This window comes from Ensifer adhaerens (genome assembly GCF_002940685.1).
Lineage (GTDB): Bacteria > Pseudomonadota > Alphaproteobacteria > Rhizobiales > Rhizobiaceae > Ensifer > Ensifer adhaerens_E.
Genome location: NZ_PNFP01000009.1, coordinates 278,456 through 296,450, shown reverse-complemented (window position 1 = coordinate 296,450; position 17,995 = coordinate 278,456). Strand labels below are relative to the sequence as shown.

17 protein-coding genes are annotated in these 17,995 nt (G+C 63.1%); 10 read left to right on the top strand and 7 right to left on the bottom strand.

Annotated features, from left to right (window positions below; translation table 11 throughout):
* The first annotated feature begins 158 nt into the window (after positions 1-158).
* From lepB to era, 3 genes are read left to right on the top strand one after another with little or no spacing between them, the layout of a single operon-like run.
* On the top strand, positions 159-902 hold the full coding sequence (gene lepB / locus C1A35_RS19395; protein WP_077961832.1) for a signal peptidase I: 744 nt from the start codon (positions 159-161) through the stop codon (positions 900-902).
* A complete protein-coding gene (gene rnc, locus C1A35_RS19390; protein ID WP_104665919.1) occupies positions 902-1,618 on the top strand; it encodes a ribonuclease III in 717 nt (238 codons plus the stop codon). The genes lepB and rnc overlap by 1 nt, the downstream gene beginning before the upstream one ends.
* 8 nt (positions 1,619-1,626) lie before the next feature.
* A complete protein-coding gene (gene era / locus C1A35_RS19385) occupies positions 1,627-2,556 on the top strand; it encodes a GTPase Era (protein WP_104665918.1) in 930 nt (309 codons plus the stop codon).
* Positions 2,557-2,636: 80 nt separating this feature from the next.
* Here the strand turns inward: era and arsC are convergent, their stop codons facing one another.
* Entirely contained in the window at positions 2,637-3,065 is a 429-nt protein-coding gene (gene arsC, locus C1A35_RS19380; RefSeq protein WP_104665873.1) for an arsenate reductase (glutaredoxin), read from the bottom strand.
* 105 nt (positions 3,066-3,170) lie between these two features.
* Positions 3,171-4,160: a glycerophosphodiester phosphodiesterase family protein gene (locus C1A35_RS19375; RefSeq protein ID WP_104665872.1), complete on the bottom strand. Its 990-nt coding sequence runs from the start codon at positions 4,158-4,160 to the stop codon at positions 3,171-3,173.
* Positions 4,161-4,340: 180 nt separating this feature from the next.
* Here C1A35_RS19375 and C1A35_RS19370 point away from each other — a divergent pair, with 180 nt between their 5' ends.
* The 4 genes from C1A35_RS19370 (at position 4,341) to C1A35_RS19355 (ending at position 10,041) form a co-directional block, all read left to right on the top strand.
* Positions 4,341-5,339: a glutathione S-transferase family protein gene (locus tag C1A35_RS19370; RefSeq protein ID WP_104665871.1), complete on the top strand. Its 999-nt coding sequence runs from the start codon at positions 4,341-4,343 to the stop codon at positions 5,337-5,339.
* Between the two features lie 419 nt (positions 5,340-5,758).
* Entirely contained in the window at positions 5,759-7,066 is a 1,308-nt protein-coding gene (locus C1A35_RS19365; protein WP_104665870.1) for an SAM-dependent methyltransferase, read from the top strand.
* A gap of 140 nt (positions 7,067-7,206) precedes the next feature.
* Positions 7,207-9,519 (top strand): Tex family protein, encoded by a 2,313-nt coding sequence (locus C1A35_RS19360; RefSeq protein WP_104665869.1) that lies wholly within the window; start codon positions 7,207-7,209, stop codon positions 9,517-9,519.
* A 204-nt stretch (positions 9,520-9,723) separates the two neighbouring features.
* Positions 9,724-10,041: a hypothetical protein gene (locus tag C1A35_RS19355; RefSeq protein WP_104665868.1), complete on the top strand. Its 318-nt coding sequence runs from the start codon at positions 9,724-9,726 to the stop codon at positions 10,039-10,041.
* A 20-nt stretch (positions 10,042-10,061) separates the two neighbouring features.
* Here C1A35_RS19355 and rkpK read toward each other — a convergent pair whose 3' ends face one another.
* The 3 genes from rkpK to C1A35_RS19340 form a co-directional block, all read right to left on the bottom strand.
* Positions 10,062-11,375 carry a UDP-glucose 6-dehydrogenase gene (gene rkpK / locus C1A35_RS19350; RefSeq protein ID WP_104665867.1) on the bottom strand — a complete coding sequence of 438 codons (1,314 nt, stop codon included), beginning with the start codon at positions 11,373-11,375 and terminating at the stop codon, positions 10,062-10,064.
* Positions 11,376-11,544: 169 nt separating this feature from the next.
* Complete coding sequence (locus C1A35_RS19345; protein ID WP_104665917.1) at positions 11,545-12,561, bottom strand: NAD-dependent epimerase; 1,017 nt, start codon at positions 12,559-12,561, stop codon at positions 11,545-11,547.
* Between the two features lie 77 nt (positions 12,562-12,638).
* A complete protein-coding gene (locus tag C1A35_RS19340) occupies positions 12,639-12,962 on the bottom strand; it encodes an ArsR/SmtB family transcription factor (protein ID WP_104665866.1) in 324 nt (107 codons plus the stop codon).
* 50 nt (positions 12,963-13,012) lie between these two features.
* On the opposite strand from C1A35_RS19340, the gene C1A35_RS19335 reads away from it, so the two are divergent.
* Complete coding sequence (locus tag C1A35_RS19335; RefSeq protein WP_104665865.1) at positions 13,013-13,495, top strand: SRPBCC domain-containing protein; 483 nt, start codon at positions 13,013-13,015, stop codon at positions 13,493-13,495.
* Positions 13,496-13,555: 60 nt separating this feature from the next.
* Here C1A35_RS19335 and C1A35_RS19330 read toward each other — a convergent pair whose 3' ends face one another.
* Positions 13,556-14,299, bottom strand: coding sequence for a L,D-transpeptidase (locus tag C1A35_RS19330; protein ID WP_199772973.1), 744 nt, complete (start codon positions 14,297-14,299; stop codon positions 13,556-13,558).
* Positions 14,300-14,514: 215 nt separating this feature from the next.
* Here C1A35_RS19330 and recO point away from each other — a divergent pair, with 215 nt between their 5' ends.
* Both recO and C1A35_RS19320 read left to right on the top strand, forming a co-directional pair.
* On the top strand, positions 14,515-15,261 hold the full coding sequence (gene recO, locus C1A35_RS19325) for a DNA repair protein RecO (protein WP_104665864.1): 747 nt from the start codon (positions 14,515-14,517) through the stop codon (positions 15,259-15,261).
* A gap of 16 nt (positions 15,262-15,277) precedes the next feature.
* Complete coding sequence (locus C1A35_RS19320; protein WP_104665863.1) at positions 15,278-15,787, top strand: PaaI family thioesterase; 510 nt, start codon at positions 15,278-15,280, stop codon at positions 15,785-15,787.
* Positions 15,788-15,851: 64 nt separating this feature from the next.
* Here C1A35_RS19320 and C1A35_RS19315 read toward each other — a convergent pair whose 3' ends face one another.
* Positions 15,852-17,864, bottom strand: coding sequence for a PhoX family protein (locus C1A35_RS19315; RefSeq protein WP_104665862.1), 2,013 nt, complete (start codon positions 17,862-17,864; stop codon positions 15,852-15,854).
* Positions 17,865-17,995: the final 131 nt, after the last annotated feature.

The window sequence follows — 17,995 nt, the reverse complement described above, 5'->3', positions numbered from 1 at the left end:
CATTCCGCTGGAAAAACCGGCCCGGACCGATTGAAGGGGCGGCGGTTTGCAGCATATGAGACCGGGATTGCGCGCAGTCCAAAGCCGGACCGAGAGTGCGGATGAAAGTTGAGAGCAGGCCCCGCGCGGGCGTTGCGATGATAAAGGAAGACAGTAGCGTGGCAGAAAAGACAGAAGCGAAGCAGAGCGGCCTCTGGGAGAACGTGAAGGTCGTCATCCAGGCGTTGCTCCTGGCCGTGGTCATCCGTACGGTTCTCTTTCAGCCCTTCACCATTCCCTCGGGCTCGATGATGCCGACCCTGCTCGTCGGCGACTACATCTTCGTCAACAAGTTCGCCTACGGCTTCTCCAAGTATTCGCTGCCGCTCTCGCCCGATCTCTTCTCCGGACGCATTTTCGCAAGCGAACCGAAGCGCGGCGATATCGTCGTCTTCCGCTTCCCGCCGAACCCGGATATCGACTACATCAAGCGCCTCGTCGGCCTGCCGGGCGACCGCGTTCAGGTGCGCAACAGCATCCTCTACATCAACGACAAGCCGATCGAGCGCGCGCCGGACGGCGCCTTCCGCGCCGACGACCAGTACGACACCGGCGGCGACGTTCCGGTTTTCCGCGAAACGATGGACAATGGCGTATCCTACGACACGCTTGACCAGTTCCCGGACTCGCGTGGCGACAACACGCGCGAATTCATCGTGCCTGAGGGCCACTATTTCATGATGGGCGACAACCGCGACAACTCGGCTGACAGCCGCTTCGACGTCGGCTTCGTGCCCGCCGAAAACCTTGTCGGCCGCGCCAGCATGATCTTCTTCTCGCTGGGCAACGACACGTCGTTCCGCGAAGTGTGGAAGTGGCCGGCGAACCTGCGCTACGACCGTCTGTTCAAGGCGGTCGAATGATGAAGTCTCGGTCGCTGGGCGCGGAGGATCGGGTAAAGCTTGAGGCCGTGATCGGTTACCAGTTCGCGGAGAAGGAGCGCCTTGACCGGGCGCTCACCCATTCCAGCGCGCGCAGCGCCAAGGGTTCCAACTACCAGCGCCTCGAATTCCTCGGCGACCGCGTGCTCGGGCTATGCGTGGCGGAGCTTCTGTTCCAGATCTTCCGCGATGCCAACGAAGGCGAGCTTTCGGTCCGGCTGAACCAGCTCGTCAGCGCCGAAAGCTGCGCCAAGGTCGCCGACGACCTGGAGCTGCACCAGTTCATCCGCACCGGCTCGGACGTCAAGAAGATAACCGGCAAGGCGATGATGAATGTGCGCGCCGATGTGGTAGAGTCGCTGATTGCCGCCATCTATCTCGATGGCGGTCTCGAAGCTGCCCGCGGTTTCGTGCTGCGTCACTGGAAAGATCGCGCGGTGCGCGCCGACGGCGCGCGTCGCGATGCAAAGACCGAATTGCAGGAATGGGCGCATGCCAAGTTCGGCATCGCCCCGGCCTACCGGACGGATGAGCGCTCCGGCCCCGACCACGACCCCCGCTTCACGGTAACCGTCGAAGTCGCGGGTGTCGCGCCGGAGACCGGAACGGACAGGTCCAAGCGCGGAGCCGAGCAGGTGGCCGCGACGAAATTATTGGAACGCGAAGGCGTGTGGCGGAAGAGTTCCGCCGGAAATTGACGGAAAACATGACGGACATGGAAAAAGATACGGCCGCCGAAGGCGCGCCGACCCACTCGGGTTTCGTGGCGATGATCGGCGCGACCAACGCCGGCAAGTCGACCCTGGTTAACCGCCTCGTCGGAGCCAAGGTTTCGATCGTCAGCCACAAGGTGCAGACGACGCGCGCGATCGTGCGTGGCATTGCCATTCATGACAACGCCCAGATCGTCTTCATGGACACGCCCGGCATCTTCAAGCCGCGCCGCCGGCTCGACCGCGCCATGGTCACGACCGCCTGGGGCGGCGCCAAGGATGCGGACGTGATCATGTTCCTGATCGACAGCGAGCGCGGCCTGAAGGGCGATGCGGAAGCGATCCTTGAGGGGTTGAAGGAAGTGCACCAGCCGAAGATCCTGGTGCTGAACAAGATCGACCAGGTTCGTCCCGAAGACCTCTTGAAGCTGGCGGCCGCCGCCAACGAGACGATCAAGTTCGAGCGCACCTTCATGATCTCGGCGCTGAACGGCTCGGGCTGTGCGGATCTGATGGATTACCTGGCCGAGACGCTGCCGGAAGGCCCCTGGTACTATCCGGAAGACCAGATCTCCGATCTGCCGATGCGCCAGCTTGCCGCCGAAATCACCCGCGAAAAGCTCTTCCTGCGGCTGCACCAGGAACTTCCCTATGCCTCGCATGTCGAGACCGAGAAGTGGGAAGAGCGCAAGGACGGCTCGGTGCGCATCGAGCAGGTGATCTATGTCGAGCGCGAGAGCCAGAAGAAGATCGCACTCGGTAAGAACGGCGATGCGATCAAGGCGATCTCGACGGCATCGCGCAAGGAAATCTCCGAGATCCTCGAGCAGCCGGTGCACCTGTTCCTGTTCGTCAAGGTACGCGAGAACTGGGGCGACGACCCCGAACGCTTCCGCGAAATGGGCCTGGAATTCCCGCGATAAGGCCGCACGCACACCGTCCGGTGTGATGTTTTCGGCACCCGTTGAAACGGGTGCCGTACCGCTCACCGCCGCAGGCGGTCTCAAGCGCCGGCTATGCGCTTTCCATTCGCATCGAGAACCGCTTCGCCGTCCTCCTTCGAGAACGGTCCCTCGTGGGTGTCGGGCAGGATGTCGAGCACCCGTTCGGACGGGCGGCACAGTCTCGTACCCATCGGTGTTATGACGAAGGGACGATTGATGAGGATCGGATGCGCGATCATCGCGTCGAGCAGCTGCTCGTCGCTGACGGTGGGGTCGGCAAGCCCGAGTTCCGCATAGGGTGTGCCTTTCTCGCGGATGACCTCACGCGCGGTCAGGCCGGCATCCGCGATCATCCTTTCCAGTGCCTGCCGCGACGGCGGCGCCTGCAGATACGCGATCACCGTCGGCTCGATGCCGGCGTTGCGGATCATCGCCAGCGTGTTGCGCGAGGTGCCGCAGGCGGGATTGTGGTAGATCGTGACAGTCATGCGCTTGCCTTCCGCGAAGTTAAGACCGGCATTTCCGCCGGTCCTAACGGTTTCTCAAAGCCATAGGGTCGAAGCCGCCTGGAGGCAAGTCGGCCGCCTGCGGTGTCAGTTCACGCTCGCTTCGGCCACCTGCCGCTTTGCGAGCACCGGGCCGATCATCTCGATGCGGTTTGTCCAGATGTAACCGGAAAACCCCGGCGGCACCATTTCCAGGTCCTGCATCGTGTCGATGCCGGTGGTGGAGTCACCACCATCATAGGGGCCGAGCAGGATGATCTCGCTGCCGGCCGCTTTCATCCGCGCAGCGAAACGGTCGGGCCAGCCCCAGAGAAACGGCGCATAGTTGCCGGGCACGATCACAAACGTGTTCTTGCAGGCGTCCGGCATCAGGCCGGTCCAGCCATAGCCGAGATAGCGGGTGAGGCAGGCCATCGTTGACGTCCTATCGTAACCGCGCATGCCTTGCAGGCGCTTTAGCGTCTCGCGGGTCGGCTCCTCGCCGCCATAGACCCCGAACACCGCCTCCCGCCATTGCGGTTGCGCTTCGGCCCGTGCTGCGAGTTCAGCACCTTCCTCGGCGCGACGGCTCTTGAAGTTGATCAGGAACTTGCGGTCGGGCAGGGCGGCCAGCACTTCCTCGAGCGTCGGCATCTGGCCGACGCCCTTGCCGCGGAAGGGGAAGGTCTTGCCGCCGTCGGCCGTATAGCCGTAGCCGATGTCGAGAGACTTCAGGGTTGCCATCGGCGTTTCCTCGGTCACGCCCTTGGCTTCGGTCCGGCAATCGAGCGTCCAGTCGTGGAAGACGGCGAACTGTCTGTCCGGGGTCAGATGCACGTCGAGTTCGACGACATCGGCGCCGGCGTCGAAGGCAGCCTGCATCGAGGCGATCGTGTTTTCGAGATAGGGATGCGCCGGCGTATTTATGATCGTGGCGGTACACGTATCCCTGCCGACGTTCTCCTTTGGATAGGTTTGGTGCATGCCCCGGTGGGCAAGCAGCTTTGCGGTGCCCGCCGGCGGCGCGATAAACAGCGATGTGTTCATCAACCACACGACCGCGACAAACAGCACGACGATGGCAAGAGCTTTCTTCATCCTGATTCTCCTCTTGGAATCGGGATTGCCCGACATTGTGGCGCGACGATGATGTTTTGCACGTATCGCGTGCGGGCGGGTCGCGGATTGCGAACAATGTGTCACCCGCGCGCGCGGTTGACCGTGGCCCAAGGCCCGTGAGAGGTAGCCGTCACTGACTTGCAATCCGGGAGAAGAGAGATGCCGCAGCTTGTCGAGGGAAAATGGGTCAAAGGCGACGTTGCGGCAAGCGAAATGAAGGGTGGTGCGTTCCATCGCGAGCCGACACGCTTTCACCGCTGGATCACGCCGGATGGCAGGCCCGGCCCGGACGGACAGGAGGCCTTGCCGGCCGAGGCCGGTCGCTTCCGGCTGTTCGTCTCCTATCTCTGCCCCTGGGCTTCGCGCACGATTGCCTTCCGCAATCTCAAGGGCTTGCAGGACATTGTTGGTCTGACTGTTTCTCATCCGGAACTCGGAGACGACGGCTGGGTCTATGACGAGCCGGTCGATGCCGGCGAGCGCGTCGGCAAGATCCGCTTCCATTACGAGCTCTACGTGGCGAGCGACCCGACCTACACCGGCAAGGCCTCCGTCCCCGTGCTCTGGGATATGCGCGAAGGGCGGATCGTCAACAACGAGTCCGCCGATATCATCCGCATCCTGAATTCCGCCTTTGACGGGCTTACCGGCAACCGCCTGGATTTCTACCCCGAGGCGCTGCGTGCCGAGATCGATCGCTGGAACGGCCCGATCTACGAGCGCGTCAACAACGGCGTCTATCGCGCCGGCTTCGCCAAGACGCAAGACGCCTATGACGAGGCGGTGGCAAGCCTGTTTGGCATGCTCGACGAGCTGGAGGCCCACCTTGCGGACAACCGGTACCTCGCCGACCAGAACCTGACCGAGGCCGACATTCGCCTCTTCGTCACGCTCGTACGTTTCGATGCGGCTTATCACGGCGCGTTCAAATGCAACATCCGCCGGATCGAGGATTATCCGGCGCTGTCGAACTACCTGCGCGAGATCTACCAATGGCCGGGCATCCGCGACAGCGTGCGCGTCGACCATATCAAGCGCGGCTACTACGGTATCGCCCACATCAACCCGACCCGCGTCGTGCCGGCAGGCCCTGTGCTTGATTTCGACCGGCCGCATGACCGTGCGCGCCTGCCCGGTCGGGCCGTCGCCGGCGCCTGAAGCGCGTCGATGCGCTTTGGGTTATGGATTTGGCGCATGTCGTCGCCGCAAGCCGCTGCGCACCTTCGCGCGACATGCTCTCGGTTTGTTTCTCAGTATTTGCTAAGGAAACAAATTTATGAGGGGCCATAAAGAACCCATTGTCAAGCGATCGAAACTTCCTACCTTAACTTGAGTTCTGATGGATAGGAGCCCGATGGCGGCTGCCTGACGAATTCGCGGCGATGCACGCACGAGGAGCCAGATGTGCCCGCCGGATACCCGTGAGGCTATGCCCGTGCCGGTTCTCGCCGCTTCCGGACGCGCTGGCGCCTGTTCCCGATGCGCCCTGCGCCACTACTCCGGAAGCCCCGAAGGAGCCGACCCTTCGCATCTCTCATGCACCAGGACACGACAGGTCGGTCTGGTAGGGGTGAGATATGAATGCAGCGTTGTTGACAATGCTTCGCCGTCTGGTGCGCAACGGTAACCTGGCGGTTGTCTTTTCTTCCGGTGAAGAAGTGCAACTGGGTGACGGCAGCGGAAAGCCGGCATCAATCCGCATCGTCGATGCGGAGGCGGAGGCGGCGATCGTTCGGGATCCCGGGCTTCGCTTCGGTGAATTGTACATGGACGGGCGTGTCGTCATCGAAAAGGGCGACATCTTTGACGTGATCTCGATCGTGAAAAAGAACGGGCTCGAGAACGCGGTAACGGCGACCAATACGTTGACGGCGCTCTGGCATGTCCTGCGCCAACAGGTGGTAAGCCGCCTGCCGGTCAATCGCAACCGGCACAATGTCGCCCATCACTATGATCTCGATCGCAAGCTCTTCAATCTGTTCCTCGATGAGGACTGGCAATACTCCTGCGCCTATTTTCAGCCGCGGGGCATATCGCTGGATGCCGCCCAACTCGCCAAGAAACGGCACGTCGCAGCAAAGCTCCTGCTCGAACCGGGCCAGAAGGTGCTCGAGGTCGGCTCCGGCTGGGGCGGCATGGCGATGTATCTGGCCGAATCCTCCGGAGTGGAGGTCACCGGCATCACGCTCAGCGAAGAGCAGCTGAAGGTTTCGCGCGATCGTGCCGCCAGGCGCGGGCTCTCCGATCGGGTCCGCTTCGAACTGCAGGACTACCGCACGCTGCAAGGTCGGCAGTTCGACCGCATCGTCTCGGTCGGCATGTTCGAGCATGTCGGCATCGGCAACTACGGCAACTTCTTCGACAAGATGAAGGAGCTGTTGAAACCGGACGGCGTCATGCTGCTGCACTCGATCGGCCAGATCTACAAGCCCTGGGCCACCAACCCGTGGATCGAGAAGTACATCTTCCCAGGCGGCTACATTCCGGCGCTTTCGGAGGTTCTGCCCTCGGTCGAGCGCACGCGGCTGCTGGTGAAGGATGTCGAAGTGCTGCCGATGCACTATGCCTGGACGCTCCGGGCTTGGCGCGAGCGCTTCGTCGCCCGACGCGAAGAGGCGATCAAGCTCTATGACGAGCGGTTCTTCCGCATGTGGGAGTTCTATCTGGCCGCGTCGGAGACGGCTTTCCTCTACGACAAGCATTTCATCTTCCAGCTGCAGATCTCGCCGTCTCTCGGTGCGGTGCCGGTCTCGCGCGGCTATATCGAGGAAAGGGAACGGCAATTGATCGAGTTCGAAAAGCGCCGGCCGCCGCTTGAACCCGTCAACACCTGGGACGTCGTGCCTGAACAAGAGCATGTCGAGCCTGCCGCCATGGCGTGCTGAATCCTCGGCCGTTCCGCCTGAAAGCGGGGCGGCCGATCCATCTTCTGTGGAGTTCCGGTTTTCCGCCGAAGGCCTTCACTTGGCCTTCAAGGTCTGCGCCTTTATGGTCGCCGACCAAACAGCAAAGACGGAACTCCCCTATGGCCAGCCCCGCAAAATCTATCGCCGCCATCATCGCCAGCGAAATCAAGGCGACACCATCGCAGGTCGTTGCAGCGGTCGAGCTGCTCGACGAGGGCGCAACGGTGCCGTTCATCGCGCGCTACCGCAAGGAAGTGACCGGCGGGCTCGACGATACGCAGCTGCGTGTGCTTTCGGAACGGCTGACCTATCTGCGCGAACTCGAGGCGCGCCGGGCGTCGATCCTCGAATCGATCCGCGGGCAGGACAAGCTGACCGCCGAACTCGAAGCCAAGATCGCCGCCGTCGAAACCAAGGCGGAGCTCGAGGACATCTATCTGCCCTATAAGCCGAAGCGCCGCACCAAGGCCGAGATCGCGCGCGAGCGTGGGCTTGGACCTCTCGCCGAGGCGATCCTTGCCGACCGCGCGGTTGCGCCGGCCGATCGCGCCGCCGCCTTCCTGACCGCGGACGTGCCCGACGTGAAGACGGCGCTCGATGGCGCGCGCGACATCATTGCCGAAGGCATGACCGAGAATGCCGATCTGCTCGGCCGGCTGCGCAACCACATGAAGGGCGCCGCCTTCCTGCGCGCCAAGGTCGTCGACGGCAAGCAGGAGGCGGGCGCCAAGTTCTCCGACTACTTCGATCATTCCGAGCGCTGGGCGACGACCCCGGGCCACCGGGCGCTTGCCATGCTGCGCGGCTGGAACGAGGAGGTGCTCTCCGTCGACATCGTCGTCGACCAGGACGATACATCGCCGGTCAAGCCGGTCGAGCGCATGATCGCCGCCGCCTACACCGTCGGCGCCCAGCTGCCGGGCGACAAATGGCTCGCCGAAATGATCGGCTGGACCTGGCGCGTGAAGCTCTCGATGTCGCTGTCGCTCGATCTGATGCGCGAACTGCGCGAGCGCGCCGAAGAGGAGGCGATCCACGTCTTTGCCCGCAACCTCAAGGACCTGCTGCTGGCGGCACCCGCGGGCTCGCGCGCGACGATGGGGCTCGATCCGGGCATCCGCACCGGCGTCAAGGTCGCCATCGTCGACGGCACGGGCAAGCTGCTGGAGACGACGACCGTCTATCCGTTCCCGCCGAAAAACGACGTGCGCGGCACCCAGGCCGAACTGGCGTCGCTCGTTCGCAAGCACAAGGTGGAGCTGATCGCCATCGGCAACGGCACCGGCAGCCGCGAAACGGAAAAGCTCGTGGCCGATATGCTCCAGCAGCTTCCGGCGCCGAAGCCGACCAAGGTCATCGTTTCGGAAGCCGGCGCCTCGGTCTACTCGGCCTCCGAAACGGCCGCCCTGGAGTTTCCCGGTCTCGACGTTTCGCTGCGCGGTGCAGTTTCGATCGCCCGCCGCCTGCAGGATCCGCTGGCCGAACTCGTGAAGATCGAGCCGAAGTCGATCGGCGTCGGCCAATACCAGCACGATGTCGACCAGTCGAAGCTCAGCCGGTCGCTGGACGCGGTTGTCGAAGACGCGGTGAATGCCGTCGGTGTCGACGTCAACACCGCCTCGGCGCCGCTGCTTGCGCGTGTGTCCGGCCTCGGGAAATCCTCGGCCGAGGCGATCGTCGCCCATCGCGACGCGACTGGCCCGTTTGCGAGCCGCAAGGAGCTGCTGAACGTGCCGCGGCTCGGCGCGCGTACCTTCGAGCAATGCGCGGGCTTCCTGCGCATTCCGAGCGGCAAGGAACCGCTCGACGCCTCCTCGGTCCATCCGGAGGCCTATGGGGTTGCCAAGAAGATCGTTGCTGCCTGTGGTCGCGACGTGCGTGCGCTGATGGGCGACAGTGCTGCGTTGAAGAGCCTTGACCCGAAGGCCTTCGTCGACGAGCGCTTCGGCTTGCCGACGGTCAAGGACATTCTCGCGGAACTGGAAAAGCCGGGCCGCGACCCGCGCCCGAGCTTCAAGACCGCGACCTTTGCCGACGGTATCGACGACATCAAGGACCTGAAGGTCGGCATGCAGCTCGAAGGCACCGTCACCAATGTCGCCGCCTTCGGCGCCTTCGTCGATATCGGCGTCCATCAGGACGGCCTCGTGCACGTGTCGCAGCTCGCGGATCGCTTCGTCAAGGATCCGCATGAGGTGGTAAAGGCCGGCGATGTGGTGAAGGTTCGTGTTACCGAAGTGGACGTACCTCGCAAGCGGATCGGCCTGACCATGCGCAAGGATGGTGGCGCCGAGACCGGCCGTGAGGCCCGGGGGAGCGCGCCGAACGGCAACAACCGCGGTACTGCGCCGGCGCGGCCGCAGCAAAAGCCGCAGGCGCCATCTCAGGGCGCCTTCGGTGCGGCGCTGATGGAAGCGATGAAGCGCAAATGAGCCATTGCCGTCGGGGCACCTCGGTGTCCCGATGGCATGATTTATAAATTAGATAATTGTAATAAGGCAGGCTTTCCGCCATACTCTTCTTGTGGCGGCACCTGTTTGACGTTCCTGAGTGCGGTGCCGATGTAGCGGCCGGTCGGCGGCGGAACACGTCAGCGGAATCTCCTCCGCCGGGCTCCCGGTGAAAGGAGTTGCGTTATGATACGCAAGGCGTTCCGCGGTCTCGCGCTGGCAGCACTTCTTCTCGCCGGCGTCACGGCCCGCCCCGTTCCAGCAGTCTCGCAAACCCCGATCAATTGCGCCGAGCGATCCGAGGTGATCGCGTTTCTGGCGCGGCAGTACCGGGAGAAGCCGGCCGCGACCGCCCAGATCAATCCGCAGGCCATCTTGGAGGTCTATGCCGCCGACAATGGCAGCTGGACGCTGATCGTCACCGACGTCAACGGTCGAAGCTGCGTCATTCTCGCCGGCAAGAGCTGGGAGACCTTGCCGGCGCTGCCGATGCCGAAAGCCTAGGCTTTGCGAGAAGCCGACGATCAGTTCGACCGGCCGACGCTCGAATAGGTAAAGCCGTGCTTCACCACCTCGTCCTGGCGGTAGATGTTCCGGAGGTCGACGAGAATGGGCGTCTTCATCACGGTCTTCAGGCGACGGAAATCAAGGGCGCGGAACTCGTTCCACTCGGTAACGATCACCAGCGCGTCGGCTTCGTTGGCGGCCTCGTAGGGGTCGCTGGCATAGTCGATCCCGTCGATGACCTTCTTCGCGTTTTCCATGCCTTCCGGGTCATATCCGATGACATGGGCGCCGGCATCCTGCAGCGTCTGGACGACCGCGATCGCCGGACTGTCGCGCATGTCGTCGGTGTTCGGCTTGAAGGTGAGGCCGAGGATTGCGATCTTGCGGCCGCGCACGTCGCCGCCGGTCGCCGCGATCACCTTGCGTCCCATCGCCCGCTTGCGGTTGTCGTTGACGGCCACCGTCGTCTCGACCAGTCGAACCGGGCTGTCATAGTCCTGTGCCGTCTTGACCAGCGCCAAGGTGTCCTTCGGGAAACATGAGCCGCCATAGCCTGGCCCTGCGTGCAGGAACTTCGAGCCGATGCGGCCGTCAAGGCCGATGCCGCGGGCCACGTCCTGGACATTGGCGCCGACCCGCTCGCACAGATCAGCCATCTCGTTGATGAAGGTAATCTTCATCGCCAGGAAGGCGTTGCCTGCATATTTGATCAGTTCCGACGTTCGGCGCGACGTGAAGACGAGCGGCGACTGGTTGAGGTAGAGCGGGCGGTAGACCTCGGTCATCACCTCGCGCGCCCGCGCATCGTCGTCGGCCAGGCCGATGACGATGCGGTCGGGCCGCTTGAAGTCTTCGATCGCCGCCCCTTCGCGCAGGAATTCCGGGTTGGAGACGACGGCGAAATCGGCGTCCGGATTGGTTTCGCGGATGATGCGCTCAACCTCGTCGCCGGTGCCGACCGGAACGGTCGATTTCGTCACGATCACGGTGAACCCCTTGAGGTTCTCGGCAATCTCGCGGGCAGCGGCATGGACATAGGAAAGGTCGGCATGGCCGTCACCGCGCCGCGACGGGGTGCCGACCGCGATGAAGATGACGTCGCTGTCAGCGACAGCCGCAACGAGATCGGTCGTGAAGGTGAGTCGACCTGAAGCGACGTTGCTTGCCACCAATTGGTCGAGACCGGGTTCGAAGATCGGGATGCGGCCCTGCATCAAGGCGTCGATCTTGCTCTCGTCCTTGTCGAGGCAGACGACGTCGTGACCGAAATCCGCAAAACACACGCCGGAAACAAGGCCAACATAGCCGGCGCCGATCATCGTGATTTTCATAGGCTCTTTCCTTTGTTGTGTCCCATCGCGAGCTCAGATCATACAACGTGCAAATGTGTATTTTTGCAATTGCTTATGCGCTCAGGTTCACACCCATTTATGCTCGATTTCGCTTAAGGCAAGCCGTCCCGCCAGCAGAATACTCAGTAGTGAGTAGCTGGTGAGCGGTTCACCGGCTCGCCTTGTAGTAATCCTTGTACCAGGCAGCGAAGCGCGCCACGCCCTCTTCGACAGGAAGCGAGGGCTTGAAATCGGTCAGCGCTTCGAGAAGGTCGGGGGAGGCATAGGTGCGCGGCACGTCGCCCTGCTGCATCGGCAGCATGTTGCGCACCGCCGGCTTGCCGACGGCCTTTTCGACCGTTTCGACGAAGGTCATCAGTTCGACCGGCTGGCCGCCGCCGATGTTGACCACGCGGAATGGTCCCTGGCGTGACAGCGTGTCCTCGGCCTTTTCTCGAGGCGCGCGGTTTTCCTCCGCCGGCGCGACATGGGAAAGCCTGAGAATGCCCTCGACGAGGTCGTCGATATAGGTGAAGTCGCGGCTCATGCGGCCTTCGCCGTAGATGTCGATCGGCTGCCCCTTGTGAATGGCATCGACGAACTTGAACAGCGCCATATCGGGCCGGCCCCAGGGGCCGTAGACGGTGAAGAAGCGGAAGGCGGTCGTCGGCACCTTGTAGAGATGGGCATAGCTGTGCGCCATCAGCTCCATCGATTTCTTGGTAGCGGCATAGAGTGTCATCGGCTCGTCGGCGCGGTCGGTTTCCGCAAACGGGATCTTCTCGTTGGCGCCGTAGATCGAGGAGGTCGAAGCCAGCATCAGGTGCTTCGGGTTAAGCTCCCGCGCCAGTTCCAGCATGTTCCAGGAGCCGACCAGATTGGAATCCACATAGGCCTTCGGGTTCTCGAGGCTGTAGCGCACGCCCGCCTGGGCGGCGAGATGGATGATGACTTCGGGCTCGGCGAGCTCGGCGGCCCGGCGTAGCGCGTCCCTGTCCTCCAGCATGCCGACGACCGGCTTGAAGCCGTTCGAACGGGCGAGGATCGCATGCCGATGCTCTTTCAGCGTCACGTCGTAATAGGGGGTCATGCCATCGAAGCCAACCACAAAATGCCCTTCGTCGATCAACCGCTTGGCGAGATGAAAGCCGATGAAGCCTGCGGTGCCGGTGATGAGGTAGCGCACGACGATGTCCCCAATTTGCATGTCGGCCGTTCATACGAAGAAAGCCGATCGATTGAAAGCTGAAACCGTCGGTCTGGTTACCGGTCGAGGTCCTGTTGCAGGGTGGACAGGATCGACATCGCATGGCCGGCATACTGGCTGATCCAGCGATCATGGATCGCCTGGATCGGCAACGCGTTCAGATGGTTCCAGCGCTCACGCCCCTCGCGGCGGACGAGCACGAGTTCGGCCTGCTCGAGAACCTTCAGGTGCTGCATGACCGTGCAACGGTCAAGATTGCTGAAGCGCTCGCAGAGCATGCCGGTGGTCTGCGGCTCCTGCTGCATGGCGTCGAGCATCTGGCGGCGCAGCCCGTTGGCGAGCGCCTTGAAAACCAGGTCGTCTTTCGAATCGGTTGACATGTTGCGTTTCTATAACATATTCTCGTTGGCCTCGACAGGAGGAATATGCCATGCCCTTTGAATTTCGTGTGAATGGACGGATCGGTCGCCCTGTCGCAGAGGTCTTTGATGCCGTCGTCAATCCGGATCAGCTCAGCCGCTATTTCGTGACGCTCGGCGGCATCAGCGGGCCGCTGGTCGCCGGCGCGACCGTGACCTGGTGGGGCGAGGTACCGGTCGAGGTCGAGGTGGTCGAACCGAATGATCGGATCGTCTTTCGCTGGGGCGCCATGGTCGCCGACGGCGAGGACGCCTACCAGACCCGTGTGGAGATGCGCTTCCAGCCGCTGGAGGATGGCGCCACGATGGTGACGATCGCCGAAACGGGCTGGCGCGAGAACGGGCAGGGGCAGAAGAGCTCCTACGTCAACTGCGAAGGCTGGTCGCAGATGCTGGCCTGCATGAAGGCGTGGCTCGAATACGGCATCAACCTGCGCGACGGCTATTACCTCAGCGAACTCTCCGGCAAGCCGGCGCTCGAGCCGCAAGGCTAACGCCGTTCATCCGGCGCCGGACGCCTTGCAGGCGCCCGACCTCCGCTGCAAAATGTAGTCTTAGTAGACCGGGGGCAGTCCGCCATTGGTGGCGCTCGCCATCGGTATGCCGCCGGCAGGCTCGGTCATCGGCGGTTCCGCTTGCAGCACGACGACGCGCGAATCGAGCGGAACGCGGCTGTAGAGGTCGATGATATCGGGGTTGAACAGGCGGATGCAGCCGCTCGACACGGCCTTGCCGATCGACCAGGCTTCGGTCGTGCCGTGGATGCGGAACAACGTGTCGCGGTTGCCCTGGAAAAGGTAGAGCGCGCGCGGTCCGAGCGGGTTGCGCACGCCGGGCTCCATGCCGCCGGCAAGCGGCCCGTAGCGTTCGGGTTCGCGCGCCACCATCTCCTGCGTCGGCGTCCAGCGCGGCCATTCGGCCTTGCGCGCGATGCGCGCCTCGCCTTCGAATTCGAGGCCGGCTTTGCCGACGCCGATGCCGTAGCGCATCGCCATGCCGCCGTCCTGGACCAGGTAGAGGAAGCGGTTCTGGGTGTCGATGACGATCGTTCCCGGCGGCTCGTGCGTCTGGTAGGCGACCTGCTGGCGCAGGTAGCGCTTGTCGACCTTGCTGATGTCGATGGCATCCAGCGGGAATTTCTCGTTCGGCAGCGCGCCGTACATCGCCACGTAGTATGGGTCCGGTCCCTTCGGCTTGGCGGGCCCCGACGTGGTCACGCAGCTTGCGAGCGTCGAGGTGGCGAGAAGAAGGGCGATGAGCTGCGCCAGGCGGCCGGCGCTGTTCCGGGACACACACATAATGAAATTTATTATCCTGCTGATTGTCATTTTCGGGCGGGAGACACGGCTTTTGCCGCCCTTCCGTTCTAATGTCAAAGACGGCGTCGGGGCGGCGACAGCATGTCGCAAATGAGGCAACCGATGAGTGTGGCCGAAAGGCGACAGTCGGGAATGGCGGTTTGCTCTTGCAAGACAGCTTGATCCGCTTTCGACCACGGGTGTATGCCATAACCATGCAATGGAGCGACCAGGCCATCATTCTCGGGATCCGGCGGCACGGCGAAAGCTCGGCCATCGTGGAGGTCATGAGCGCCACCCATGGCCGGCATCTCGGCATGGTGCGCTCTGGCCGCTCGCGCACCATGCAGCCGGTGCTGCAGCCGGGCAATTCGGTGGAAGTGACATGGCGCGCCCGCCTCGACGAGCATATGGGCGAATTCCGCATCGAGCCTGTGGAACTGCGCGCGGCCCGGCTGATGGAGACGGCGACATCGGTCTATGGCATTCAGGCGCTCGGCGCGCTCTTGCGTCTGCTTCCCGAGCGTGACCCGCATCCGCATCTCTACGAGGCGCTCGCCGTCATCGTCGATCATCTGACCGATCCGGCCGATGCCGGAGAATTGTTCGTGCGCTTCGAGCTCGCGGTCCTCAATGACCTCGGCTTCGGGCTCGATCTCACAGAGTGCGTGGCAACCGGCACCCGCACCGATCTCGTCTACGTCTCGCCGAAATCGGGCAGGGCGGTCTGCCGGGAGGCGGGAGAGCGTTATGCCGACCGCATGCTGGCGCTGCCGGATTTCCTTTCGGCCGAAGCGCGAAGGGCTGCCGATCACGACAGCCTCGCCGCCGCCTTCCGGCTGACCGCCTTCTTCCTCCACCGCCACGTCTATGAGCCGCGCGGCCTCGACGTATCTTCCGCGCGCGACGGCTTCGTCCATGCGGCGCTCAAGGCGCTGAAAGCGCAATCCTCAGCCGCCTGATCCCCAGGAGTGATTTATGTACCAAGAGCTATATCCCGGCATGTCCGTATCCGGCGTCGGCGTCCTGTCGCTCGACCGCGTCGCCCGCGACGGCGGTCTCAAGGCAATGCAGGACCTGTTGAGCGGCGAGCTGCCGGCGCCGCCGATGTCGAAGACACTGAAGTTCGGGTTGAGCGAAGTCGAGGAGGGCCGGGTGGTCTTCAAGGGACTGCCGACCGAGGAACATCTCAATCCGCTCGGCACCGTACACGGCGGATGGACGGCGACGATCATGGATTCCGCGCTCGGCTGCGCCGTCTTCACCACGGTCAAGCCCGGCGAGGCCTATACGACGGTCGAATTCAAGGTGAACCTCGTCAGGCCACTGTTGCCCGGCATGGGCGAGGTCTTCTGCGAAGGGCGCATCGTTCATCGCGGCCGCACCATCGCCACGTCGGAGGCCTGGCTGCGCGACGGCAACGGCAAGCTGCTCGCCCACGGCACCGAAACCTGCGCGATCTTCCCGATCGACAATCTCAGACGCTAAAACAAACCTAAACAAGGAACGCCGCGCGGTCGTGCGCGGCGTTCTCGTTGTTATTGCAGCGTGATCAGCCGATGCGGCCGCCGCCCTGCTTGGTCACGGCGACGACGGCGGGACGCACCGGCATGTCGTCCTTGAAGTCGGGCCAGCGCGTGGCCGGGGTCTCGTAGGTCGCAAGACCGGCGTCACCCGGATGCTGGACGGCCAGGAAGAAGGTGTCCGACGTCGGGTTGAAGCAGGGTCCGCACATCTCGGCGCCAACCGGCACGCGGAAGAAGAGCTTCGACGTGCCACGGGCAGCACCATCCGTGTCGATCGCCCAGATGCCGTCGGTGCGGCCTGTTTCCTTCTGGTTGTTGCCGTCGGTCGAGACCCAGAGGCGGCCATCGGTGTCGATCGCGCAATTGTCGGGCATGCCGAACCAGCCGTTCTTGGTGGTTGCGGTCGAGAACGAAGCGCCGACTTCGGCGACGCTCGGATCGCCGCACTTCAAGAGAACATCCCAGCGGCTTTTCAGTGAGGCGAAGTCGCCGTCGGTCTCGGTGATCTCGACGATATGACCGAAGGCGTTCTTGGCGCGCGGATTGGCGGCGTCGACCTCGTCGGCCTTGCGCTTGGTGTTGTTCGTCAGCATGACGTAGACCTTGCCCGTTTTCGGGTTCGGCTGGATGTCTTCCGGACGGTCCATCTTGGTGGCGCCGAGCGCGTCGGAGGCAAGACGGGTGTTGATCAGCACATCGGCCTGCGAGGCAAAGCCGTTGGCTTCGGTCAACGGGCCTTCACCGTGAACAAGCGGCATCCAGGTGACGGTGCCGTCCTCGTCGAACTTGGCGACGTAGAGCGTGCCTTCGTCGAAGAGGTCCATGTTGGCGGCGCGATTATCAGGGTTGAAGGTCCCCTTGGTCACGAACTTGTAGACATAGTCGTAGCGCTCGTCGTCGCCGGAATAGAGCACGACGCGGCCGTCCTTGTTGACGATCGATTCGCAGCCTTCGTGCTTGAAGCGGCCGAGAGCCGTGCGCTTCTTCGGCACCGACGTCGGATCAAGCGCGTCGACCTCGACGATCCAGCCGAAGCGATTGGCTTCGTTCGGCTCCTTGGAAACGTCGAAACGGTCGTAGAAGGAGGCCCATTCGTACTGGCCGCCCGGTGCGCCAAGCCGCTTCAGCTGCTTGTATTCCGGATGGTCTTCGGCGATCTCGCCACCGAAATAGCCGTTGAAGTTTTCCTCGGCCATCATGTAGGTGCCCCAGGCGGTAACGCCGCCGGCGCAGTTGTTGAGCGTGCCGAACACCTTCTTTCCGGTCGGGTCGGACGGCGTCTTCAGGCGGTCGTGGCCGGCGGCCGGGCCGGTGATCTGCATCTCGGTGTTGACGGTGATGCGGCGGTTGTTCTTGCCGTCAAGAACCGGTTGCCACTTGCCGTCGACCTTGCGGACCTCGATGATCGTGCCGCCGTGGGCGGCCATCTCGATGTCGACCAGCTCCTTGGAGTATTCGCCGAGAACGACCTTCTCTTCCTCGACTTCCTTGCCGTCCTTGGTCACCTTTTCCTTCACGACGCTGGCGAAGGCCGGGAACATCAGTTCGGCATTGGTGTATTCGTGGTTGACGACGAGCAGGCCGTGATCGGCACTTCCGTCGAGCGGAATGAAGCCGACATAGTCGTTGTTGTAGCCGAAGAGCTTTTCCTGGGCGGCCGCCGTCTGGTTCTTCGGGTCGAACTCCGGGCTATCGGCAAAGATCTTGTCGCCCCAGCGCAGCAGGATGTCCGCATCATAGCCCTCGGCGACATGGTGCTTTTCGTCGACGCCGGCTTCGATCTCGGTGAAGTCGAACAGCGAGCCTTCCTCGGCGCGCGCCTCTTCGGCGGTCAGGAGGGCGAGCGGGCTAACGGTCGTCGAAATCGCGGCGACGGCGAGCGAGCCGCCGATGAACGCGCGGCGCGAGAAGCGGCGATGGATGATGTCGCCCATCGTCGGGTTGGTGGAACAGTTGTGGCCGACATCCTCCAGCTCTTCCCTGCGTTCCGTCAGCGTCTTGAATTCGGTCTCTTCCGTCTGGCCGAGATGCTTGTCCATGATCGGGTCTCCTGGTTGAACGATGGAAACCACCACGCGAGGCAGCGGTGTTCATCCGCCTCTACCAGCTGCCCCGTGACAGTTCTGCGACATTTCCGTGAAGAGATTACAGCGCTCGGCCGTCTACAGCA

Bases quoted from the DNA above. Each gene is read 5' to 3' on its own strand.
- rnc (WP_104665919.1), top strand. From the start codon at position 902: ATGAAGTCTCGGTCGCTGGGCGCGGAGGATCGGGTAAAGCTTGAGGCC.
- era (WP_104665918.1), top strand. From the start codon at position 1,627: ATGACGGACATGGAAAAAGATACGGCCGCCGAAGGCGCGCCGACCCAC.
- arsC (WP_104665873.1), bottom strand. From the start codon at position 3,065: ATGACTGTCACGATCTACCACAATCCCGCCTGCGGCACCTCGCGCAAC.
- C1A35_RS19375 (WP_104665872.1), bottom strand. From the start codon at position 4,160: ATGAAGAAAGCTCTTGCCATCGTCGTGCTGTTTGTCGCGGTCGTGTGG.
- C1A35_RS19370 (WP_104665871.1), top strand. From the start codon at position 4,341: ATGCCGCAGCTTGTCGAGGGAAAATGGGTCAAAGGCGACGTTGCGGCA.
- C1A35_RS19365 (WP_104665870.1), top strand. From the start codon at position 5,759: ATGAATGCAGCGTTGTTGACAATGCTTCGCCGTCTGGTGCGCAACGGT.
- C1A35_RS19360 (WP_104665869.1), top strand. From the start codon at position 7,207: ATGGCCAGCCCCGCAAAATCTATCGCCGCCATCATCGCCAGCGAAATC.
- C1A35_RS19355 (WP_104665868.1), top strand. From the start codon at position 9,724: ATGATACGCAAGGCGTTCCGCGGTCTCGCGCTGGCAGCACTTCTTCTC.
- rkpK (WP_104665867.1), bottom strand. From the start codon at position 11,375: ATGAAAATCACGATGATCGGCGCCGGCTATGTTGGCCTTGTTTCCGGC.
- C1A35_RS19340 (WP_104665866.1), bottom strand. From the start codon at position 12,962: ATGTCAACCGATTCGAAAGACGACCTGGTTTTCAAGGCGCTCGCCAAC.
- C1A35_RS19335 (WP_104665865.1), top strand. From the start codon at position 13,013: ATGCCCTTTGAATTTCGTGTGAATGGACGGATCGGTCGCCCTGTCGCA.
- C1A35_RS19330 (WP_199772973.1), bottom strand. From the start codon at position 14,299: ATGTGTGTGTCCCGGAACAGCGCCGGCCGCCTGGCGCAGCTCATCGCC.
- recO (WP_104665864.1), top strand. From the start codon at position 14,515: ATGCAATGGAGCGACCAGGCCATCATTCTCGGGATCCGGCGGCACGGC.
- C1A35_RS19320 (WP_104665863.1), top strand. From the start codon at position 15,278: ATGTACCAAGAGCTATATCCCGGCATGTCCGTATCCGGCGTCGGCGTC.
- C1A35_RS19315 (WP_104665862.1), bottom strand. From the start codon at position 17,864: ATGGACAAGCATCTCGGCCAGACGGAAGAGACCGAATTCAAGACGCTG.